This window comes from Flavobacterium sp. DG2-3 (genome assembly GCF_030730925.1).
Classification (GTDB): domain Bacteria; phylum Bacteroidota; class Bacteroidia; order Flavobacteriales; family Flavobacteriaceae; genus Flavobacterium.
The window spans coordinates 65,081-89,982 of the sequence record NZ_JAVAMB010000010.1; the positions used below are offsets into that span (position 1 = coordinate 65,081).

Here is a 24,902-nt window from a genome sequence, read left to right on the forward strand (position 1 = left end):
TATTTTTTGTACTATTAATCTAATGATTGGTTTTCTTGGTTTGCCATTTGTGAAATTGCCACATATTCTACAGCCGAAATATTTCCGTAATAAAAATTCAGCGGATTTACCACTTTTCCGTCTTTATGCACTTCATAATGACAATGCGGACCTTCAGATCTTCCTGTACTTCCGACATAACCAATAACATCGCCGCGTTTTACCCGCTGTCCCAGACGGCAGTTGTATTTGCTTAAATGTGCATACAAACTTTCATATCCAAAACCGTGCCTGATCACAACATGATTTCCGTATCCAGAAGCAGTGTTGTCTGCTCTTTCTACAACGCCATCTCCTGTTGCGTAAATTGGAGCGCCTGTATTTGCGGTGAAATCCATTCCGTTGTGCATTTTTCGCACTTTCGTGAAAGGATCAATTCGGTATCCAAAACCTGACGCAACACGTTTTAAATTTTCATTTCGAACAGGCTGAATGGCAGGAATTGCCAATAATAAGTTTTCTTTAGCTCCAGCTAATTTTAAAATTTCATCCAAAGATTTGGATTGAATGGCCAATTGCTTCGAAAGCTTATCGATTCTTTTTGTGGTATTTAGAACCAATTGCGAGTTATTATATCCTTCTAAAATTTTATATCTATCAGAATTTTTAAAACCTGCTTTTCGAATAGAATCTGGAATTTCGGCTTTATTAAAATAAATGCGGTAAATATTATTGTCACGTTCTTCTAAAGCATCTGCAGCTTCATCAATTTCGTCTAATTTTTTATTCAAAATAGCATATTGCAGTTTTAAATTTTCAATCTCTCGGGCTTGCAAACGATCTTTGGGAGTTTCGAAATAAGGAGTGTTTATTAAAAGGACAAAAACTAAAAAACCAAATAGTGCCGAAGCGACTAAAAACAGGAATGCGTAACCGATTTTTATTCTTTTTCTGGTTTTTATTTTCGTATAAGCCAGATTTTCTGAGTCGTAATAATATTTTACTTTCGCCATATTTTAAAATACGCTATTTTTGCAGCTTGTAAAATAACTTAGACGAACAATATTGCAAAATGTTGCAGTCATGAAGGCTTTTTACAAGAAGATAGGTTAATTATATAATTGGGGTAATTATATAATGCGCAAAATAAGGAATTTATTGTTTTAAACGATTAGTTTTTTATTATCGATTTCGAAATTAACGCATTATCAAATTCACAGATTATCTAATTGTCTAATTATCAAATTGACACATTAAACAGACACATTTTCTAATTAAAATATGAAATCACAAGACGTACGTAAACAATTTTTAGATTTTTTTGAGAGTAAAGGGCATACAATTGTTCCATCGGCTCCTATTGTCCTTAAAGACGACCCAACCTTAATGTTCAATAACTCGGGAATGGCCCAGTTTAAAGAATTTTTCTTAGGGAACGGAACTCCAAAAAGTCCAAGAATAGCCGATACGCAAAAATGTCTTCGTGTTTCAGGAAAACATAATGACCTTGAAGAAGTAGGTATTGATACTTATCATCATACCATGTTCGAAATGTTAGGAAACTGGTCTTTTGGAGATTACTTCAAAAAGGAGGCAATCAACTGGGCTTGGGAATTATTGACTGAGGTTTATAAAATACCAAAAGAAAATCTTTACGTTTCTGTTTTTGAAGGAAGTAAGGAAGATAATGTTCCGTTTGATCAAGAAGCTTGGGATATCTGGAAAACATTAATCGATGAAGACCGAATTATTTTAGGAAATAAAAAAGATAATTTTTGGGAAATGGGAGATCAAGGGCCATGCGGACCTTGTTCTGAAATTCATGTGGATTTACGTTCTGCAGAAGAAAAAGCTCAGGTTTCTGGAAAAAGTTTAGTGAATAATGATCACCCGCAAGTAGTTGAAATCTGGAATAATGTATTCATGGAATTCAACCGTAAAGCGGATGGTTCTCTAGAAAAACTTCCTGCACAACACGTAGATACCGGAATGGGATTTGAGCGTTTGTGTATGGCATTACAAGGAAAAACATCAAATTATGATACCGATGTTTTCATGCCTTTGATTAGAGAAATCGAAACGATTACTGGAGCTCAATATACAGTTAAAGCTTCAAACGAGGCAGAAGAAAAAGTAAACATTGCGATTCGCGTAGTAGCAGATCACGTTCGTGCGGTTGCTTTTGCTATTGCTGACGGTCAGTTGCCTTCTAACACAGGAGCAGGATATGTAATTCGTAGAATTTTACGTCGTGCAATTCGTTACGGATTTACTTTCTTAGGAACTAAAGAACCGTTTATTTTTAAATTGGTTGAAACGCTAAGCGAGCAAATGGGAGATTCTTTCCCAGAAATCAGAACGCAAAAAGCACTTTGTTCGAATGTAATTCGTGAAGAAGAAAACTCTTTCCTAAAAACATTAGATCAAGGATTGATTCTTTTAGATGCTGTAATTTTAAATAATACTGGCGATACAATCGATGGTAAAAAAGCTTTCGAATTGTATGATACCTACGGATTCCCAATCGATTTAACGGCTTTGATTCTTTCTGAAAAAGGATTAAAATTGGATGAAGCTGGTTTCCAAGAGCAATTACAATTACAAAAAGAAAGATCTCGTGCAGCTTCTAAAGTAACTGCTGGAGACTGGAATGTAATCGTAGAAGATGATATTCAGGAATTTGTTGGTTATGACAGATTATCACAACAAGTTAAGATTACAAAATACCGTAGAGTTGAAAGTGCAAAAGATGGAGAAATTTTCCAATTAGTTTTCAATGCAACTCCATTTTACGGAGAGAGCGGAGGACAAACTGGAGATAAAGGATATTTAGAAGCGCAAAACGGAGATATTATTTACATCATTGACACTAAGAAAGAAAATAACCAAACGATACATTTGGCGAAATCATTGCCAGAGAATCTTACAGGAACTTTTAATGCTGTTGTTGATGCCATTCAAAGAGCTAAAACTTCTTCAAATCACTCGGCTACGCACTTGTTGCACCAAGCTTTACGTAAGATTTTAGGAACTCATATTGAGCAAAAAGGTTCGATGGTTCGTAACGCTTCATTGCGTTTTGACTTTTCACACTTTGCAAAAGTTACGGATGAAGAATTACTAGAGGTGGAAAACTTTGTAAACGCAAGGATTCGTGAAAGTTTACCATTAATCGAAAAAAGAGCAATTCCGAAAGAGCAGGCTCTTGAAGATGGAGCAATTGCTTTGTTTGGTGAAAAATACGGAGATTTAGTTCGTACGATTAAATTTGGTGATTCTGTCGAATTATGCGGAGGAACACACGTTGCCAATACATCTGATATCTGGCACTTTAAAATCGTTTCTGAAGGAGCTGTTGCAGCTGGAATTAGAAGAATTGAAGCGATTACAAGCGAAGCGGCAAAAGAATATTTTGAGTCTCAAGCGCTTTCTTTTGGCGAAATTAAAGAAGCGCTTAAAAATGCTCCGGATCCTGTAAAAGCGATTCACGCATTGCAAGACGAGAATGCTCAGTTGAAAAAACAATTGGAAGCTTTGTTAAAAGATAAAGCCAAAAATATGAAAGCTGACTTAGCTAAAGAATTACAAGAAATTAACGGAGTTCAGTTTTTAGCAAAACAAGTTGATTTAAACCCTGAAGGCGCAAAAGATTTAGCTTACGAATTAGGAAACGCATACAACAATCTATTTGTAGTTTTCGGAACGGTTAACGACGGAAAACCAATGTTGACTTGTTATGTTTCTAAAGAAATTGTTGCAACCAAAAATCTAAACGCAGGACAAGTAGTTCGCGAATTGGGTAAATACATTCAAGGAGGCGGAGGAGGTCAGCCTTTCTTCGCAACTGCAGGAGGTAAAAACGCTGAGGGAATTGCTGAGGCACTTTCTAAAGCTGCCGATTTTGTTAAATAAAAAAAAGAAGCTAAGATACTAAGGTTCTAAGTTTTTTTATAATTCAAAAATAAACCCGACAGATTTTAAAAAATCTGTCGGGTTTTGTTTTTTCCTCATTTTATGTCATTTCGACGAAGGAGAAATCTTCGCGAGAAACTCGCCAAAGATTTGACATGCTTTACGGAGCTACTTACGAAGATTTCTCCTTTGTCGAAATGACAAAACGATGCGTTTAAAAAAGATTTTTAAACAAAAAGTAAAGTCTATTTCAAAAAATAACCCGATAGATTAAAAATCTATCGGGTTATTTTATGTAGCCATTAATTAATCTTTTAATCAGTAGCAGAAAAACTTAGAAGCTTAGAACCTTAGCATCTTAGTAGCTTAAAAAAAAACTATTTTCGCTCCCCAATTTGCTGGCGCCACATAGCATAGTACAATCCTTTCTCCACAATAAGATCATCATGTTTACCTTGCTCGATGATTTTACCTTGTTCTAAAACAAAGATTCGATCTGCATGCATAACAGTTGATAAACGGTGTGCGATTAAAACGGTAATTCTATTTTTGTCGGAGATATTTCTGATTGTATCATTAATTTCTTCCTCAGTAATCGAATCCAAAGCTGAAGTTGCTTCATCAAAAATCAATAAATTCGGATTTCTTAAGATGGCTCTGGCAATAGACAAACGCTGTTTTTCTCCACCTGAAACTTTAATTCCGCCTTCGCCGATTGTTGTATTTAAACCATCTTCTGCACGTCTTAAAAGTTTGTCACAGCTAGCTCTTTTTAGCGCATCGTACAAATCTTCGTCGGTTGCATTTGGCTTAACGAATAATAAGTTTTCTCGAATTGTTCCTGAGAATAATTGAGCATCCTGAGTTACAAAACCAAGCTGTTTTCTTAAATCTAATAAATCAATTTCTGTCGAATCGATGTCATTATATAAAACCTGACCTTCTGCCGGAGTGTATAATCCGACTAACAATTTTACCAAAGTTGTTTTTCCAGATCCCGACGGACCGACAAAAGCAACAGTTTGTCCTTGTTGAATTTCGAAATTAATATTTTCGACCGCTTTGAATTTGGCTGTTTTATGCTGAAAACTAACATTTTCAAAAAATAATTTCTGAATCGCTCCAATATGTTTAGGTGTTTTTGGACGAAATTCTTTTGGAGCATTCAGTAAGTTTTTGAAATTCTCCATCGAAACTTTTGTTTCGTTCAAAGCAATAATAAAGTTTCCAAGTTCTTGTAAAGGACCAAAAATGAAGAAGGTAAAAAACACCATAGTCAATAAATCTCCAACAATGATTTTTCCTCCGAATAAGAAATAATACAAAGCAAAAACCACACAAGTTCTTAAAAAGTGAACAGTAGTTCCTTGTATGAAACTTAAACTTCTAATAAATCGGATTTTCTGTAATTCTAATTGAAGGATTTTAAATGTATTCAGATTTAAACGCTTTTCTTCCTGATAGGTTAATCCAAGACTTTTTACCAATTCGATATTTCGTAAACTTTCAGTTGTAGAACCGGCCAAAGCATTGGTTTGGTTTACGATTTTTCTAGAAACTATTTTAATCTTTTTTCCCAGATACAAACTCACCAAAGCAATAATTGGAGCCGTGATTAAAAAGATAATAGAAATTCTCAAGTCAATTCGGGCAACATAAACGATAACAAAAATAAACCCGATTATGGTCTGGAAAATCAAAGAAATCGAAAGCGTAATCAGTTTTTCAGAATCAATTCTCACTTTGGTTAATTTACTTAAAGTTTCACCGCTTCGCTGATCTTCAAATTCAGCATACGGAAGGTCGAGAGATTTTTTGATTCCGTCTGTGTACATCTGGGCGCCAGTACGCTGAATGACAACATTGGTAAAATAATCCTGAAAGTTTTTGGTAATTCTCGAAATCATGGCTGCTCCAAGTGAAAGTCCCAGCCAGAATGCCAGAGATTTAATAAAGCCGATTTCGTTTCCTTTGTATTTTGCGAGACCAACGCCGCAGTCCTGCATTAATTTTCCTGTAATTACAGAATCTGACAAACTAAAACAAATGTTGATAGTAGCCATTATCAAAGCAAAAAATAGAAGCATTTTATGCTTGATGATGTAGGTATATAATAATTTCATATAAGATTAAAAAATAATGGAAGATGCAAAAATAAGGAATTGTTTGGGTTTGTGATTACGTTTTTTGTTATTAAAAATGTAATTTTTTAACGCTGTTAAGTTGCAGTAAAAGTTGATGATTATAGTTTTTTCTATAAAAGGTGTTTTTTGAAAATTGAATGCTAAAAAAAAAGAAAAAAATATTTGTTGCGAATGCGGAATCACGTAAGGTTTTGGTTTTTTGTTGTAGTACGTTTGCGGTAATAACATTTAATACCATAAACAAAATGAAAAAATTTTTATGCCTTTTTAGTGCATTAACACTTTCTTTAACTTCTTGTTCTAGTGATGATAATGGTTCAGAAGAAGGATCTGCAGCATTATTACCAACAAAAATTACCGAAACAGTTGTTGAAAACGGAAAATCTGGAACTCTTGATTACACATTAACTTATGATGGAAATAAATTAAAGCAAATTTCCCTATCAGATGCTTCAAAATCTGTTTACACTTACACAGGAGATCTTATTACTAAAGTAGAGTATTTTAAGTCAGGAGTTTTACAATGGACTGATGTTTATGCTTACGAGGGAACAAAACTAGTTTCTAAAATTACTACAGATGCTTTTAATACCACATCTCAAGAAAAATTGACTTTTGTATATAACGCAAACGGAACTGTAAATGTAAATGAGTCAGAAATAATCAACAGACAGGAAATTAAATACGATACGACGACCCTATACACATTCGCAAATGGAAATATCATTTCTACTGAATTTATAGACGGAGTGAAAGAAAAAATAACTAGTACATATGACGATAAGAAAAGCCCGTTTGTGAACATTACAGGTCTAAAACTTTTATTAGACTTAGACAATGAATTTGATTTCTATTCTGCAAATAATGCATTGACAAGTGTAACCGTAACTTATAATGCTGACGGAAAAGCAGTTCAAACTGCTAGTGTAGATTACAAATTGAAATACAATTCTAGTAATTTCTTAAGTGAGATATTTGCTGGAGATGCAAATGATTCTTTCAAAGTTCAAATTACTTATTAATTAGTTTTCAATAAAATAAAGTCCCCAATTAGCTGTTTTGAGTTAATTGGGGATTTTTTTTGATGAATAAGTGGGTATTAAGCTGTATTTTTGAATAAAAAATCCATGCAATTCAGAACCCAAGTCCCAATTTCAAAAAGTAACAATCCGATCGATTACAATTCGAAAGTACTTTCTCTTGGTTCTTGTTTTGCAGAAAATATGGCGGACAAGTTTGATTATTTTAAATTTCAGAATGAAACCAATCCATTTGGAATTATTTTCAATCCAGTTTCTATTGAGAAATTATTTAATCGAATTTCGAAACAAGAATGGTTTGAAGAAAAAGACGTTTTCTTTTTTAACGAGCTTTGGCACAGTTACGAAGTGCATTCTGATTTGAGCAATTCAGATCGTCAGGAATTGCTAGAAACACTTAACAAAGCAGTTGCAGAAACCTACAAACAGGTAAAAGAAGCAACTCATATTATCATCACTTTTGGAACTTCTTGGATTTATAGAAACTTGGAGAAAGATCAAATTGTAGCCAATTGCCACAAAGTGCCTCAAAAACAGTTTTCAAAAGAATTGTTATCTGCAGAAGCGATTCAGAAAAGCATTCAAAATACAATTGAGTGGATTCAGACTTTAAATCCAAATATCAATTTTATATTTACCATTTCGCCTGTACGCCATATAAAAGATGGTTTTGCAGAAAATCAGCTTAGTAAATCGCATTTGTTTACAGCGCTCCATTCCAATCTAAAATCTAAAATCAACAATCTAAAATTAGAATACTTTCCTTCTTACGAAATCATGATGGATGAACTTCGCGACTATCGTTTTTATGCAGAAGATATGCTGCATCCTAACCAAATCGCGGTTGATTATATTTGGAAGCTTTTCAGCGAAAATAATATATCTGAAGATAGTTTTCCTATAATGAAAGAAGTCGACGAAATCCAGAAAAGCCTACGCCACAGAAGCTTCAATCCAGACTCAGAACAACATCAAAAATTCTTAGCCAAATTACAGCAGAAAATTGACGCTTTAGGAAAAAAACTGCCACATATTAAGTTTTAGTTTTTTTGCCATTGCTTTTTTTCAACCACGAATTACACAAATTATCACAAATTAATTTTTATTCTGTATAGAATAATTTTTACTCTTCAAGATACCTTGTTGAGTGATTCATTTATGGTTATCTAATTAGAAAAAATTTGTGATAATTGGTGTAATTTGTGGCTAAAGATTTTTCTAATCAATCTAATTCATGGCAAAAAAACTTTGCGCGCTCGCGTCTTCGCTGTATTAAACAACTATTTCTCCATAAAATTTTAGAATAATTCCTCATAATTATGTAAATTGTTAAGGTTTAAATTTTACATTTTTGTAAGATGTGTAACCCTGCTTTTTCCAGAAGCAATTTAATCTTAAACGATTTTATTGACGTATGAATAAGAAATCCATTCATTATTTAAAAAAAACACTTCGTATACTGCTTTGGTGTGTGGGTTCTGTGGTTACATTATTATTACTTCTTATCATTTTAATTCAGGTTCCTTCTGTTCAAAACTTCGTTAAGGACAAAGCCATAACGTATCTTCAAGGCAAGATAAAAACCAAAGTTTCTTTGGATAAAATCTTGATTAAATTTCCAAAAGATGTAGTGCTAGAAGGTTTTTATTTTGAAGATCAAAAAAAAGATACTTTACTGGCAGGTAAACGATTAGAAGTTGATGTTGACCTTTTTAAATTGGTAAGCAGCGAATTGGAAATCAATTCGGTTTCGCTAGAAAATGTAAAAGCCAATATTTCGAGAAACAAAGACGGCGTTTTCAATTTCGATTACATCATAAAAGCATTCGAATCTAAAGAGCCGAAAGTGGAAGATCCTGATGCAAAACCATTTAAAATATCGGTGGTAAAAGTAAATCTCGATCAGGTTAAATTTAATTTCAAAGATGATTATTCTAAAAACGACATTCGAGTAAACTTGACCCATTTTGATACCAAATTCAAGAAATTCGATTTGGATAAAATGGATTTTAATATTCCGAATATCAACTTGAATGGACTGAAAGTTATTTTAAACCAAGATGTTGTCGAGAAAATTGCAGAAGTTTCAATTCAAACGGTAGATACCGTTTCAAAACGCCCAGATTTTAAATTAAAACTAGACAAAATTGCTTTGTCGAAAATTGATATAGCTTATGATAATAAAGATTCCAGATTAGATTCTGGAATAAAATTAGGAAACTTAAATTTAACAGTAAATGAAATCGATCTTACAAAACAGCTTTTGGATTTTGATACTTTTGAAGTTAAAAATCTTAAAGGAAATCTACGTTTGGGTGCAAAAGATAAGCAAATCGAAGCACCAAACCTCGACACAACAGCCATAAAACAAGCAGGCTGGAAAGTAAAACTTAATCAAGTTGATTTAGAAAATATTGCTTTCAAATTTGATGACATGCAATCGAAACCTGTTTCAAAAGGGATTGATTATGCGCACATGGATTTGAGTAAATTCAACTTCGAAGCAGAGAAATTATATTACGGAAATGATACAATTTCTGGAAATATCAAAGCCTTAACCGCTAACGAAAAAAGCGGTTTGCAGATTCAAGCTTTAAAAACCAATTTCTTTTACGGACCTAAAAATGCTTCGCTGGAGAATTTGTATTTGAAAACGCCACAAACGCTTGTACAAGATAAAGTTAAGGCGCAATACAAATCATTGGAATCGCTTCAGAAAGATTTGGGGAATCTTGCCATTGATGCCAATTTAAAACAGTCAAAAATTGGTTTTAAAGATATTTTGCTTTTTGTTCCAGATTTGCAAAAACAGAATCCGTTTAAAAGCAATCCAAATGCGATTCTGCATGTGGATAGCCGCGTAAGTGGAAAAGTAAATAATTTGGATATTTCGAAATTTGAAATGAGCGGAATCGGTACTACAAAAGTTTCCCTTTCGGGGAAGATTGCCGGACTGCCTGATGCTCAAAAAGCCTATTATGATTTGAATATCGAGAAGATTTCGAGTACTTCAAAAGACATTAATATGTTTGTGCCAGCAGGAACAATTCCGAAAAACATTCAATTGCCTTCGCAGTTAAATCTTCAGGGAAAATTCAAAGGTTCGGTTCAAAATTTCAAAACCAATTTAGCTTTAAACAGCAGTTTCGGAAATGCAAAAATCGATGCTTTGTTTGATCAGCGCATTAAAAAAAGAGAAAAATACGATGCAACGGTTTCGCTGCAAGAATTTGATTTAGGACGTTTAATAAAAAACGATTCGATCGGAAAAATTACGCTTAAAGCGAAAGTTAAAGGAAATGGTTTAGATCCAAAAACCGCAAATGCAGCGATTGATGGTTTGGTACAGAAAGCGGTTTTTAATCGATATACTTATAAAGATTTGGCTTTAAAAGGAAATATCGAAAATGGCTCTTTTGCAGTAAAATCTGGAATGAAAGATCCAAACTTGAATTTTGAATTAACCGCTAGCGGAGATACAAAAGAGAAATACCCGACTGTAAAATTAAAACTGAATTTGGATATTGCCGATTTGGAAAAACTGAATCTGCATGCCGGCCCGATGAAACTTCGCGGAAATGTTGACGCCGATATCACCAATAGCAATCCTGATTTCTTAAACGGAAAAGTGTTTCTATCTAATATTCAGATTCTGCAAGCTGCCGAACCAATTGTCTTAGATTCTATCCGTGTTTTTGCTTTCGCGGATAAGGACAGCAATTCGATAAAAATTTCGTCTCAGTTTCTAAAAGCAGAAGTGGTTGGAAAATATAAATTGACGACTTTGGCCAATTCCATTCAAAAATCATTATCGAAATATATTGATTTGAAAAACCCGAAAGTCAACGCAGAGTCTGATGAGCAAAGATTGGCTTTTATGCTGAAGGTTGACAACGATCCAGTGCTTTTTAAATTACTGCCAAAATTGACAGGTTTAGAACCATTTACAATCAGCGGAAAATATAATAATCAGACAGATTCTTTAGAAGTAAAAGGAACGATTCCGAGAATTGTTTATGCCAACAACACTATTTCTGATGGGAAAATCAATATTGAAGCCAAAGAAAATGCTTTAGAATATTCCGTTTCTGTGGCTACAATTGAAAGCGGTTCTTTAAAAATTCCGTTTACAAGTTTGAGCGGGCAAGTTCAGAATAATATTTTGACTTATGCGCTTGAGGTTCAAGATGCCAAGCAAAAACAGCAATATTTTATTGCGGGCGAATTTAAAGCTGAAGATTCTAAAAACATTGTAAAACTGAATCCTGAGAGCTTTATTCTAAATTACGACAAATGGAATGTCGATCCAGAAAACACAATTGAAATTGGAGATAAACGACTTTATGTCAATAAATTTATTTTGAGTAATGACGGAAATGAGTTAAAAATTCAGTCTCAAGGAACGCAGGACAATGCACCTTTGCAAGTCGATTTTGTAAACTTCAAAATTGAGACCATTATGAACATGGTTAAAAAAGACGAATTACTAATGCAAGGTATGCTGAATGGAAATGCGGTAGTCGAAAACGTAATGACGAGCCCGACTTTTACTTCAGATTTAAAAATTGATGATTTTACTTTTAAAGGATCAAAAGTTGGTGATTTAGAAATAAAAGTAGATAATAAAACGGCCAATACGCTTGCTGCAAATGTAATATTGAGTGACGAAGGAAATGACTTAAAATTAACTGGGGATTATCAGTTGGATGCAGGAAATTTTGATTTGGATTTAGTAATCAATAAGTTGAATATCAAAAGCATTCAAGGTTTCAGTATGGATAATATTACAGAAGGAACCGGCTATTTGTCTGGAAATTTTAAAGTCACAGGAAATACGTCAGCACCTCAAGTTAATGGAGAATTAAATTTTAATGATGCTGGTTTTAGAGTGACTCAGCTGAATTCTTATTTCAAGGTAAAACAAGAAAAAATAGCCATTAACAACGGAACTATTTCTTTTGATAAATTCTCGCTTTTAGATGAAAATGACAACGAATTATTTGTAGACGGAGACATTAAAACGACTGATTTTAAAGCATACAATTTTGATTTATTAGTTCAAGCAGACGATTTTAGAGCGATAAATTCTAAAGCAAAAGACAACGATTTGTTCTATGGAGATTTATTTTTAGATACAAAATTAAACATCAAAGGTAATCTGGACAGTCCTGTTGTAGACGGAACAGTTAAAATCAATAAAGAGACCAAATTTACAGTGGTGCTGCCTCAGTCAGATCCTTCAATTGCAGATCGTGAAGGAATTGTAGAGTTTGTGGATGAAGATAATATGTATCTGAAACAAACTGTTGAAATGCAGAACAAACTGAATCAGTCGGAGCTAAAAGGCATGAACGTGAACGTTGCCATTACTATCAACAAAGAAGCCGAACTGAATTTGATTATCGATAAAGGAAATGGTGACTATCTAAGATTAAAAGGTGAAGCAGAATTGGTTGGAGGAATCGATCAGTCGGGTAAAACTACTTTGACAGGGAAATATGAGTTCAATGAAGGTGCTTACGAAATGAACTTTAATGGAATTAAAAGAAAATTCGATCTTCAAAAAGGCAGTTATATTACTTGGAATGGCGAACCGACACTTGCCAATGTCAATATTACGGCAATCTATAAAGTAGAAACAGCTCCAATTGATTTGCTTGGAAATCAATTGGCAAGTGTAGAACCTGCAATTCGAAATACGTATAAACAAAAATTGCCATTTAATACTTTATTAAAAATGAATGGCGAATTGATGAAACCAGAAATTTCTTTTGGAATTGAACTTCCAGATGGAAATTATAATGTTTCTTCAGACGTTGTCTCAGCTACGCAAACCAAGTTAAAACAGCTCGAACAAGATCCGGCAGAATTAAACAAACAGGTTTTTGCACTTTTATTATTAAACCGATTTGTAGGCGAAAATCCGTTTGCGAGCGAGAGTGGCGGTACAAGTGCAGAAACGTTGGCAAGACAGAGTGTGAGTAAAATACTTTCGCAGCAATTAAACAATTTGGCAAGTGATCTTATTACAGGTTTTGAAGTCAATTTTGATTTAGAATCTACGGAAGATTATACAACGGGAACTATGGAAAACCGTACCGATTTAAATGTAGAAGTTTCTAAAAGATTATTAGACGACCGATTGAAAGTTACCGTAGGAAGCAGTTTTGGTGTTGAAGGACAGGAGCGCGCCAATGAAGAAAGTACCAATATTGCCGGCGACGTTGCTCTAGATTATCAGTTGACTAAGGACGGGCGTTATGTTGTTCGTGCCTACAGAAAAAACCAATATCAGGTTGCCGTTGAGGGTCAAGTGGTAGAAACGGGTGTCGGATTTATTATCACGATGAGTTACAATAAATTCAGAGAACTTTTCCACCGTACCGAGGCTGAGAAAGAATTGATTAAAGAAGAAAAAATAAGAAAAGAGAAAGAAAAGCAGAAAAAAAAGGAAGCAAAGGAAAAAGAGAAACTGCAGGAAAATCAGGAAGAAAACAAAATTGAAGGTAATGAGCAAAAAACATAAACATTCAACAAACTATTTTACAAAATGTGTGGCACTGTTTTCCTTATTTTTTGTTTTAGGATGCAGCAACACAAAATATCTTCCAGAAGGTGATTTTTTATATGTTGGAGGTTCAGTAAAAGTCAAAGATTCGGCCATTAAAAAGAAAGATAGAAAAGCACTAGAGACTGAATTGGAAGGTTTATTGCGTCCAAAACCAAATAAAACCTTCTTAGGTTTACGTCCAAAATTATGGTTTTATAATATTGCAGGAACGCCTAAAAAAGAAAAAGGATTTAGATATTGGCTTAAAAATAAAGTAGGAGAAGAACCTGTTCTTTTCAGTAAAGTCGATTTAGATTATAATGCATCGGTTTTACGAAATTATGCTGAAAACAAAGGCTATTTTAAAACCCGTGTCAGTGCCGATTCTACCGTTAGAAACAAAAGAGCAACCGCAGAATATGTTGTAACGCCAAGAAAACAATACATTATCAAAAGCGTGACTTTTCCAGATGATTCGCTTAAAATGTCAAAAATAATTGGTCGTTCAAGCCGAAGAAGTCTTTTAAAAGTTGGAAAACCTTATGATTTAGATCTAATAAAAGCCGAAAGAGAACGTATTGATGCGAGATTAAAAGAGAAGGGATATTATTATTTTAATCCAGATTACCTTCTGGCGCAGGTTGACAGCAGTAAGGGCGATCATGAAGTGAAGATTAAAATCGTAATCAAAAATGAAACGCCTGCAAAAGCACTCAGAGCTTATAAAATCAATAAAATATTTGTGTACCCAAATTATTCGCTGGCAAACGATAGTATGGTTTACAGGCAGAGAGACATTAAACAATACAAAGATTTCACGATTATTGATACCGCAGATACTTTTAAACCAAGAGTTTTTGACCGAACCATTTATTTCAAAAAAGGCGATTTATACAATAGAAAAGATCATAATCTAACATTGAATCGTTTCGTCAATCTTGGAACATTCAGTTTTGTTAAAAACGAATTTAAACCTTCTGACAGTATTGATAATGCTTTAGATTCGTATTATTTCCTAACACTTTTACCAAAGAAATTCATTCGTGTTGAAGTTTTAGGGAAAACAAATTCGGCAAGTTATACGGGAACGGAAGTGAACCTGAATTGGAATAATAGAAACTTTCTGAAAGGAGCAGAAGTGTTTACAGCTTCAGTTTTTGGAGGTGCCGATTTCCAGCTTGGAGGACCAAATAAAGGAAAAAATATTTATAAACTTGGAGCTGAAGTTAGCCTCACTTGGCCAAGATTTATTACGCCATTTAATATCGAGGGAAATAGCGAATATGTGCCAAGAACCAAAGCAACAATTCGTTACGAATATCAAAAAAGAACACAGCTTTATGCGTTGAATTCTTTTAATACTTCGTTTGGTTATCTATGGAAAGAAAACATTCGAAAAGAACATCAATTGAATGTAATCGATGTGACCTATGTTAGTCCAAATCATGTGACACCAGAATATCAGCAAGATATTGATGACGATCCAGCATTAGGAAAAGTGATTGAAAAACAATTGATTTTTGGCCCAACTTACAATTATACGTATACCAATACGATGCAGAAAAGAAGAAAGCATACCATATATTTTAATGGCGAATTGGATTTAGCAGGAAATATTACAGGTTTGGTTACGGGAGCAGATTATAATAATAATCAAAAAACAATTTTTGATGTGCCATTTAGCCAATATGTCAAAATAAGATCCGATTTTAGACATTATATGAAGCTTGGAAAAGAAAGTGAATTGGCCAGCAGATTGATTGTTGGTGCTGGATTTGCATACGGAAATTCCCGAACGCTGCCAACATCCAAACAATTTGTTGTAGGAGGAACCAACAGTATTCGTGCCTTTAGAGCGCGAACATTGGGACCTGGAAGTTATGTTATACCAGAAAGTACAAATATTAATTATACACCCGATCAATCTGCCGATTTGAAGTTGGAATTCAATACCGAATATCGAGCTAAATTGTTTAGTATTGTGAGAGGTGCAGTATTTTTTGATGCAGGAAATATTTGGCTTTTGCATGCCGATCCAGACAAACCAGGAGCAGAAATCTCAAAAGATTTTATGAAAGAAATTGCTATTGGAGCTGGAGTTGGTTTAAGATTCGATTTGTCGTTTTTAGTTTTAAGAACCGATTTAGCCATCCCGCTTCGAAATCCAGCATTGCCAGACGGACAAAGATGGGTAATTGATGATATTAATTTTGGAAACAGTTCTTGGAGAAAAGATAATCTCATTTTGAACATTGCAATTGGATATCCGTTTTAGGTTTTTTATAGCCACGAATTCACGAATTATTTTTAATATGTTTAGATGTAAATTCGAATTATTCAAATTTTATTTTTGTGAAATAAGAAGATATTCATCGCAAAGAGATTAGCGAAAATTCGTGAATTCGTGGCGAAAAAGAAATAATTTCGTGGCGAAAAAAACTAAAAAATAACTAAATTGGTCTAAAATATTTTAGAGAATGCAAAACTTGATCAAGAGAATTATAGGTGTTGGTGTTATTGTTTTATTGATTGTTCTGGCTTTTAAATATTGCCAATTCAAAAAAGAAGATGATTCTGATATGGAATATAATACCAATTTGATTCAGCAGCAGATACTTAACGTTGGGAAACTAGTAGTTACCGAAGGTCATTTCTCTGAAGTTGTGACGTATAAAAACCAGCAGAAGTATTTTCTAGATATGATTTCTTTTGAAAAGAAAGCGCTAATTGTGGTCAATGCCGATGTTACAGTTGCTTACGATTTGCATCAAATGAAATATGATATTGATGAGAAAAACAAAACCATCACGATTTTAAATATTCCTAAAGAAGAAATTAAAATCAATCCCGATATTAAGTTTTACGATGTAGAACAAAGCAAACTGAACCCTTTTACGGGAGACGATTACAATAAAATCAACAAATCGGTAAAAGCAAACCTGGCTAAAAAAATCGAAAATTCTACACTTAAAAAAAATGCCCAAAACAGACTAATCAGCGAGTTGTCTAAGATTTTAATTCTAACCAATTCAATGGGTTGGAAACTCCAATACAACGGCAAAACTATCGAATCTGAAAAAGAATTTACAGAAGATCTTAAATTGTAGTTTTAAGGGATAAAGGGCAAAGTAACAGAGCTATAAAGGTTTTCTCTTAATCTTGTCATTTCGACGAAGGAGAAATCTCCGCCAGTAGCTCGACAATCAGAATCGTCAATCTTTGTGGAGTTTCTCGTGAAGATTTCTCCTTCGTCGAAATGACAAAAAGACCGAATAAACGGCATCTAAAAATAAAATCTTTGCGTTTTAGCGCCTCTGTGAGATTAAAAAATCTGCGCTTATCCGCTTAAATCTGTAAAATCTGCGTGCAATAATTTACACCGTTTCTTTAGAAAAAATCAATTCTAATCCGCCAGAAATTAAGTGAGCGACTTCAGGGCGTTTTGCTTTCAATTGCTCTAAATGATTTAAAACTTCTTGTAATAATTCCGTTTCATTAGAATCTCTTAGAAGTTCAACTATTTCGACAGAAAGCAACCAGTCATTTTTATGATTTTCTTTTAATTTATGAAAGATATTTTGAAGCTCCGTTTTGTTTTCTTTGTTTTCACGAATGGTGCGAACAGAAGCATATAAAATCTCCAATTCGTCGCGTTCGTCAGTATGTTTTGCTTTGATCGTTTTTGTTGAAGGAACGATATTAATTAAATCAAAACTATTCATATCGGCTGGGCCAGAAAAAGCAGAAATCACTTTTTTACCAATCGCCATATCATAATTGCCCCATTCTGGCTCGAACAAAATAGTTTCTCCATGGGTTACGGTACAATTTCTAAAACTAATTAAAATGATTTCACCGTGTAGATTTCGAGATCCTGTAATGATTTCACCTTCAACAATAATATTGCCTTCAAATTCCAGTTTTACAGTTTCATTTTCAACAATGCTATAAGCTTGCAAATCTTTCGGACTCATATCTTCAATAGCCAGATTAAAACCTTTCAGTTTCCCGATCGGACTACCAAATCCGTGTGGATGCGTTAGAGTTCCGTGGCCGACTAATTCTTTTTCGCGGTAAGAAAGTGCTGTTTTTCCTGTTGTTTGAATATAAACCGGTTTGTGATCTTCTTCAATTACATTGGTAAAAACTCCTGAAATTTGTAAACCTGTGCTTAACTCAATCGTTCCTAAAGCATTCGATTGAATCAATTTCTGAATTCCCGAAAGCCCTCCAGTTCGTAAAGCCATTTTATTGGCAAATTCTTCCAAAATCAAACTCAAATAAGAAAAAGTAGGCGTTACATAAAGCTGAGGCTGCAATTGCGTAATATCAAAATTTTGATTGGCAGCCGAAATATCGTAAGGGATTTTCTTCACATTATCGGTCATGCAATGGGCGCTTTCGCCAATTGAAGAAAGCAATCCTGCACCGTAAATTTTCGGATTTTCAACAGTTCCAATCAATCCATATTCAACCGTCCACCAATGCAGGTTTCTAATTTGAGCCATTTCAGATAATTCGCCCATATCATTTTGCAAATCGGCAACTGCTTTTTCAGCTTCGTCGATTTTTTCCTGCGGTGTATCTTCTGCTTCTTTTAAAATCGAAAGCAGACGAATCGCTTCGTACATCTGATAATCTTTATGAGAAGAAATCGCTTTGCATCCAATTTCGCCAAAACGTCTCAAATATTCAGCATATTCAGGGTTGGCAATAATAGGAGCGTGACCGGCACCTTCGTGAATAATATCTGGAGCTGGAGTATATTCAATATGTTCTAATTGTCTGATGTCTGAAGCAATAACCAAAACATTATACGCTTGAAATTCCATAAAAGCATTTGGCGGAATAAATCCGTCAACGGCTACCGCAGCCCAGCCAATTTCGCTCAGAATTCGGTTCATGCCGTACATACTCGGAATAGAATCAATTTCGATTCCTGTTTTGCGTAAACCTTCCAAATAAGAATGATGCGCTACTTTAGAGAGATAATCTACATTTTTGCGCATAACATATCGCCAAACCGCCTGATTAATAGGAGTGTAATCGCTATAATCTTGAGGTTTAATAAATTGCTGTAAATGTTTAGGCAATCGCTCTAATAACGGATTGGTTTCAATATTTGGATTCATTTCGCAAACGATGTAGATTAGATTGTAAAATTACGAATTTACAGCTCGATTTTTTACCATCTATCACAAAATTTTTATTCGAAAGTGAGTTTTGTTGCGTTTTTATTGATTTTGAAGTTTTAGCAGTAAAGTGCTTTTTAACAATCGTTATTATCAAAACTTACTCTTTCCATTTCGCTTGTGTATTTTTCAATCTCTTTTTTTGTCATTGAAACTTCTTTCAATTCAATTTTTAACTGTTTTTTGGTGTCGGGACTAATCCATAAACCAGAAAAAGTATTGCCAACCTTCTTTAAAATCAAAACACCGCTGAAACCGTGTTCGACCATAACAAATTCATTTTCAATTTTTTTATTCTGAGTAATATAAACCTGAATCCATTTGTTTGATTTGTAACGATACATTGAGGCGTAATCTAGTTCGGCATTACATTGGTTTTCACTTGTTTGAATATATAATGTAATGGGAGTTTTTCCGTCAAAAGTTCCTTTGTATAGATTAGAGGCAGGAGTTTGAGATTGTGCTTTTGATTGACTTAAAAAAGAGAAACAGATAATAATAAGTAGGATTACTTTTTTCATAAATAAAAGAATATAGATTTGGGTTAATTCATTTATTCAAATATAAAGCTCTGGTTGTTATTTGAAAGAAAATTTCTAAGATTTTTTTGTTGAGTTCCTAAGCTCGTTCTCTGCATTTCTAAAATATTCAATTTTATGGCTAAACATAAAAGCCATATTGGTTGCGCGCATTTTGGCTTCTTCCGTAATTGGCCCTGCAAACTGGGCATCAATTGTAGAATTAAAAATGGCAATCCAGCGGTCAAAATGGGTTTTGTCTACAGGCAATTGCTTGTGTGGCGGAAATGGAGTTCCAGAATAAGCGCGAACATCAAACAAAATGGTTTGCCAGAAACCATACATTTTTTGTAAATGCGGCTCCCAACGGTCTTGCAGTTTGTCATTAAAGATTGGACCTATTAAATCGTCTTTTCTAACGTTAGCATAAAAGCTGTTTACCATTTGCTGAATGTCTTCTATAGTAGAAATATCTTTTAAAGCTGTCATTTTATTGTATTTAAGGTAAACTGCAAAAATACAATTTATCTTTCTTTTGCTTAACTGATAATTGTCATATACCCTTTAATTGCTGGTAAAATGACAATTTGTAAGGATTTGTATAGATTTTTTATTTTATGATGAGTTATTTCGGTTTTTATGGGTAAGTTTTTTATGATTTTTTGTTTTTTAAAATATTGTTTTTCAGTCTTTTGAAAAACAATTCGATGAGTTTTTGTTATATCAATTTTTTTAAATTGATGTGTATTTGTAAAGTTTAAAAAATAAGAATGCTGTAAAAATACTCTTAATATTGTGATGTTTTAGTAAAATAAAACGGATTAAATAAGAAAAAACTAATTATCAAACCAAAACCACAAAAAATGCACAAAACTACTAAAACACCTACAGATCGGGTATGTAAAGCGTTGAAACTTGTATGTTGCAGTACGCTTTTATTTATGAACAGCTTAAATGCTCAGACGGTAACTCCTTGGATAACCTCAGGAGATCAAAGTAAACTGCTTCAACAACAGTCAACAGTAAGTTTCGGAACCAATTCAGGAACCAATCCTTCCACTGTAACAGTAAATGCAGGAACTACTTATCAAACTATGGACGGCTTCGGATACACCCTTACCGAAGGAAGCTGTGAAGTCATTGCTGGAATGGCTGCGACTCAGCAAAACCAATTACTGAATGATTTATACAATCCTACTACTGGATTAAACGCTAGTGTAGTTCGTATTAGTATCGCTGCTTCAGACTTAAGCAGTTCTTCCTATAGTTACAATGAAACTTCTGGAGATACAAATATGAACAATTTTAGTTTAAATGGGCCAGATTTGACCTATTTAATTCCTATCATTAAAAAAATCCAGCTGATAAATCCAAACATTAAAATTCTAGCAACACCATGGTCAGCGCCAAGATGGATGAAAACGAATGGTTCATGGATAGGAGGGAGTCTGCAGACACAATATTATGCGGCTTATGCAAAATATTTTGTAAAATACCTTCAGGCAATGCAGGCACAGGGAATTCCGATTTGGGCCATTACTCCTCAAAACGAACCTGAAAATCCGCACAACGAGCCGAGTATGCTGATGAATTCTACAGAACAGAAGAATTTTATCAATCAGCAATTAGGGCCTCAAATGGCGGCAGCTGGTTTCGGAAATGTAAAAATTATTGCTTTCGATCATAATTGCGATAATACAGCTTATCCAATTGATGTTTTAAATAACAGCAGTTATGTTGATGGCGCTGCATTTCACTTGTATTTAGGGAACATTTCGGCAATGTCAACGGTAAAAAATGCTACTAATAAAAACGTTTATTTTACAGAACAATATACAGGTTCTGGAGGAAACTTTGGCGGTGATTTTGGCTGGCACATGCAAAATGTAGTTATCGGAAGCACAACAAACTGGTCTAAAACAGTTTTAGAATGGAATGCTGCTAATAATCCAAGTATGGGGCCGAGAACACCTGGAGGCTGCACTACTTGTTTAGGAGCAATTACCGTAAACAATAGTACCAGTTATACTAAAAATGTGGCGTATTACATTATTGGGCAGATTTCAAAATTTGTAAAACCAGGTGCAGTTAGAATTGCAGCTTCAAGTTCAAGCGGAAGCATTCTTTCTGTCGGCTTTAAAAATCCTGATGGATCTACCGCATTGGTAGTTTACAATTCAGCCGGATCAGCCAATACGATAAAAGTGGTTTCAGGATCGTCAGCATTTAATTATGCGGTTCCAGCTTCTTCTGCGGTGACATTTAATTGGGGAGCTTCTAATCCGATAGCAGTTACAGGAGTTAGTGTAAGCCCAACCTCAGCGACAATTGCGGCAGGGCAGTCACAACAATTGACAGCTACAGTTTCGCCAAGCAATGCAACGAATACAGCTGTAAATTGGAGTTCAAGCAATACTTCAGTAGCAACAGTAAATTCAAACGGATTGGTGTCTGCAATTGCCGCAGGAAATGCTACTATTACTGCAACAACTGTTGATGGAGCTAAAACGGCTACAAGTGCAATAACTGTAACGGGAGGTTCAACAGGTTTTCCAGGTTATTACAACATTATTTCTAGAAATAGTAACAAAGGTTTAGATGTTGCCGATAATGCTACAACAAGTGGAAGCAGAATTCAGCAATACGATATTACAAATGGAGGCGGAAGTAACCAGCGTTGGAAATTTGTTTCTGACGGAAGCGGCAATTATTACATCATCGTAAAATCAACAGGAATGTATTTGGCTGTTGAAAATAATGGAACTGGCGATGGCTTAAAAGTACAGCAGAAAAGCTTCTCAGCTTCAAACGAATTTAAATGGACGGTAACAAGTCTTGGTACTGGATATTATAAAATTATAAATGTAAACAGCGGCAAATCGCTAGATGTGGAGAATGTTTCTACAGCAAATGGCGCTAACATTCAGGTTTGGGCTTATACTGGAGGTTTAAATCAGCAGTGGCAATTGGTGCAAGTTGAATCTTCGGCTGCAAAAAGTGCTTTGGCGGTAGAAACTGTTGCAGTTGAGAATACAAGTCCAAATGATATGACGGTTTTTGTTGATGAAGCAGATGATTCTTTAAAAATTGATACCAATCACGAAGGAGATGCTGATGTTCAGATTTTCAATATCACTGGACAGCCAGTTTTAAAGAAGAATGTAAATTTTGTAAAAGGAAATCAAACTAAAATCGAAATTTCTAGATTGCCAAAAGGCGTTTACATTGTAAAAGTGAATGATAGTAAAGGCTCTTATTCGAAAAAAATCTTGAAACAATAATTACATCCACAATTCAATTAGTAATTTGTATTGAATTTGAAAAGGCTGCCATCCCATCTGGCAGCCTTTGTTTTTTATTTTAACCAATTAATTGTGTAAACAAATCCTGATTGTCGTTCAAGTATTGAAATTCAAAGCCATTTTCGGTCATTTTCAGTTTGATTGGCATAATATCATTTTTGTTTTTCAATTCTAAACCAACCACAACAGAACCTACTTCGCGGCTGTTTTTCTTAGCAAATTGAAAATAAGTGATGTCATCATCTGGACCTAAAATATTATTGACAAACTCTTTTAATGCTCCAGGTCGCTGCGGAAACTGAATCATAAAATAATGCATCAAGCCTTCGTAAAGCAAAGAACGCTCTTTTATTTCGGCAGTTCTTTCAATATCATTATTACTTCCGCTGACAATGCAAACTACATTTTTGCCTTTAATTTTTTCTTTATAAAAATCCAAAGCAGCAATTGTCAAAGCGCCTGCAGGTTCCACAACCATTGCTTCTTCATTATACAGTCTTAAAATGGTAGTGCAAACTTTGCCTTCTGGAACCAGAATAATATCTTCTAGATTGTATCGGCAGATTTCAAAAGTTTTATCGCCAACTTGTTTTACCGCTGCGCCATCGACAAATTTGTCAATTGTTTTTAAAGCGGTATTTTTATTCTCTTCGATTGAAGTTTTCATAGAAGGCGCTCCTTTGGGTTCAACCCCAATTATTTTGGTATGCGGACTTAAATGCCTGAAAACTTCAGACAAACCAGATGCCAGTCCGCCGCCGCCGATGGGAACAAAAACATAATCGATTGGTTCTTTAAAACTTTCTAAGATTTCTAAGCCAACAGTTCCTTGCCCTGCAATTACTTTTTCGTCATCAAAAGGATGGATGAATGTTTTATGGTTTTTAATAGCATCTGCCGTTGCAGAAGCATAAGCATCATCAAAAGTATCTCCTGTTAAAACAATTTCGACAAATGATTTTCCGAATAGCTGTACTTGTTTTACCTTTTGCTTCGGAGTGGTTTTTGGCATGTAAATTTTACCAGGAATCTTTAAAAGATTGCAGGAATAAGCAACGCCTTGAGCATGATTTCCAGCACTGGCGCACACAATTCCGTTGGTGCTTTCTTTTTCATTCAATGAAGAAATCTTATTGTACGCACCCCGAATTTTATACGAACGAACAATTTGTAAATCTTCTCTTTTTAATAAAATAGTCGATTCAAATTCGTCTGAAAGATTTAAATTTTGTGTCAGGGGAGTGGCAGCAACGACATCCTCGAGCTGCTTTTTTGCGTTTAATACTTCGTTAAATAGATTCATAGTGTTTAGGTTTTTTTGCCACAGATAATATTGTTTTTTTGCCACGAATTGCACGAATGTTCACTAATTTTTTTCATATGCAGAAAAATAATTTTGCGAAAATTTGTGCAATTTGTGGTTAAATATCTTTTCTCTTTTGCCACAAATTTCACGAATACGCACGAATTTTTTATTCTCAAACTGAATAAAAATTAGTGAACATTCGTGTAATTCGTGGCTAACTTTTTTATCATTAAAAATAAAAAACCTCCCAATTGGGAGGTTTCTATAGATTATATTTTACATACTTATATAACACCTCGCCACTACTGCTGAATTGCAATAATGCTAATAATAGCGATAATAATGTTAGTATAGTTTTTCATTTTTCTAGCTGATTGAAAAGCAAATGTAAATAATTATTTTTTTACTGGCGGGTATTGTGCTAAAATTTTGCCTACAAACTCAGCAATTCTTTCATCTTTTTTATCGATGTTTCTTGTCAAAGTTCCAATTCCTTCACCTTGCCAGATCATTTCTTTCTTTTTAGCATCGATTAAATCAATGTATAAAGTCCCTTCAGTAGAAGTAGAAACAGTTGTCTGGTTTCCTCCGTACATCATCCACGGATTCCAACCCCAGCCCCAGCCGTAACCCCAGCCAGCACTAAATTGGTTTACATCTACTTGCTCCCTTGATTTAGTAAAAATGTTGATCAATAAATCAGGATTTTCGCTTTTCGTAAAACCTTTAGCCTGCATTTGATCATCGATAGCGCGTAGAATTCTTCTTTTGTCTAAATCTGATATTTCAACCTTGTCAATTCCGGGCTTAAAATAAGCGTATGTTTTATAAGGTGCAAAATCGACAGTTTTGTCATAATCAGAATAAACAGTCACAGTACTGCATGAAGTAAGTACCAGCAGCAGTAAAATCGGAATTAACTTTAGTGTTTTCATATATTCAAAAATTAAATGTTCAGT

At 34.3% G+C, this 24,902-nt stretch carries 14 protein-coding genes; 7 read left to right on the forward strand and 7 right to left on the reverse strand.

All coding sequences use genetic code 11. The features are described from left to right. Positions 1-14: 14 nt before the first annotated feature. Positions 15-992 (reverse strand): M23 family metallopeptidase, encoded by a 978-nt coding sequence (locus tag Q9Q97_RS15005; RefSeq protein WP_306158498.1) that lies wholly within the window; start codon positions 990-992, stop codon positions 15-17. Positions 993-1,260: 268 nt separating this feature from the next. On the opposite strand from Q9Q97_RS15005, the gene alaS reads away from it, so the two are divergent. Next, the gene (alaS, locus tag Q9Q97_RS15010) at positions 1,261-3,891 is read left to right on the forward strand and encodes an alanine--tRNA ligase (protein ID WP_306158499.1); all 2,631 of its coding nucleotides are present in this window, start codon (positions 1,261-1,263) and stop codon (positions 3,889-3,891) included. 377 nt (positions 3,892-4,268) lie between these two features. Here the strand turns inward: alaS and Q9Q97_RS15015 are convergent, their stop codons facing one another. Next, on the reverse strand, positions 4,269-6,014 hold the full coding sequence (locus Q9Q97_RS15015; RefSeq protein WP_306158501.1) for an ABC transporter ATP-binding protein: 1,746 nt from the start codon (positions 6,012-6,014) through the stop codon (positions 4,269-4,271). Between the two features lie 266 nt (positions 6,015-6,280). On the opposite strand from Q9Q97_RS15015, the gene Q9Q97_RS15020 reads away from it, so the two are divergent. From Q9Q97_RS15020 to Q9Q97_RS15040, 5 genes are all read left to right on the forward strand, one after another. Further along, positions 6,281-7,057, forward strand: a complete 777-nt coding sequence (locus Q9Q97_RS15020) for a hypothetical protein (RefSeq protein ID WP_306158503.1) — start codon at positions 6,281-6,283, stop codon at positions 7,055-7,057. 105 nt (positions 7,058-7,162) lie between these two features. After that, positions 7,163-8,119 (forward strand): GSCFA domain-containing protein, encoded by a 957-nt coding sequence (locus Q9Q97_RS15025; RefSeq protein ID WP_306158504.1) that lies wholly within the window; start codon positions 7,163-7,165, stop codon positions 8,117-8,119. A gap of 370 nt (positions 8,120-8,489) precedes the next feature. Next, entirely contained in the window at positions 8,490-13,601 is a 5,112-nt protein-coding gene (locus Q9Q97_RS15030; protein ID WP_306158506.1) for a translocation/assembly module TamB, read from the forward strand. Continuing rightward, positions 13,585-15,900: a BamA/TamA family outer membrane protein gene (locus Q9Q97_RS15035; protein ID WP_306158508.1), complete on the forward strand. Its 2,316-nt coding sequence runs from the start codon at positions 13,585-13,587 to the stop codon at positions 15,898-15,900. Before Q9Q97_RS15030 ends, Q9Q97_RS15035 begins: the two co-directional genes overlap by 17 nt. Before the next feature lie 202 nt (positions 15,901-16,102). After that, entirely contained in the window at positions 16,103-16,732 is a 630-nt protein-coding gene (locus Q9Q97_RS15040) for a DUF4230 domain-containing protein (protein ID WP_306158510.1), read from the forward strand. Positions 16,733-16,999: 267 nt separating this feature from the next. On the opposite strand, the gene Q9Q97_RS15045 is transcribed toward Q9Q97_RS15040, so the two are convergent. The 3 genes from Q9Q97_RS15045 to Q9Q97_RS15055 form a co-directional block, all read right to left on the reverse strand. Then, positions 17,000-18,757 (reverse strand): aromatic amino acid hydroxylase, encoded by a 1,758-nt coding sequence (locus Q9Q97_RS15045; protein ID WP_306158511.1) that lies wholly within the window; start codon positions 18,755-18,757, stop codon positions 17,000-17,002. A 137-nt stretch (positions 18,758-18,894) separates the two neighbouring features. Next, complete coding sequence (locus Q9Q97_RS15050) at positions 18,895-19,338, reverse strand: hypothetical protein (RefSeq protein WP_306158513.1); 444 nt, start codon at positions 19,336-19,338, stop codon at positions 18,895-18,897. A gap of 75 nt (positions 19,339-19,413) precedes the next feature. Then, the gene (locus Q9Q97_RS15055) at positions 19,414-19,824 is read right to left on the reverse strand and encodes a group III truncated hemoglobin (RefSeq protein WP_306158515.1); all 411 of its coding nucleotides are present in this window, start codon (positions 19,822-19,824) and stop codon (positions 19,414-19,416) included. Positions 19,825-20,198: 374 nt separating this feature from the next. Here Q9Q97_RS15055 and Q9Q97_RS15060 point away from each other — a divergent pair, with 374 nt between their 5' ends. Then, complete coding sequence (locus Q9Q97_RS15060; protein WP_306158517.1) at positions 20,199-22,616, forward strand: RICIN domain-containing protein; 2,418 nt, start codon at positions 20,199-20,201, stop codon at positions 22,614-22,616. 79 nt (positions 22,617-22,695) lie between these two features. Here Q9Q97_RS15060 and ilvA read toward each other — a convergent pair whose 3' ends face one another. Together ilvA and Q9Q97_RS15070 are read right to left on the reverse strand one after the other, a co-directional pair. Beyond that, complete coding sequence (gene ilvA / locus Q9Q97_RS15065) at positions 22,696-23,940, reverse strand: threonine ammonia-lyase IlvA (protein WP_306158519.1); 1,245 nt, start codon at positions 23,938-23,940, stop codon at positions 22,696-22,698. 398 nt (positions 23,941-24,338) lie between these two features. After that, positions 24,339-24,878, reverse strand: coding sequence for a DUF4136 domain-containing protein (locus Q9Q97_RS15070; RefSeq protein ID WP_306158521.1), 540 nt, complete (start codon positions 24,876-24,878; stop codon positions 24,339-24,341). Positions 24,879-24,902: the final 24 nt, after the last annotated feature.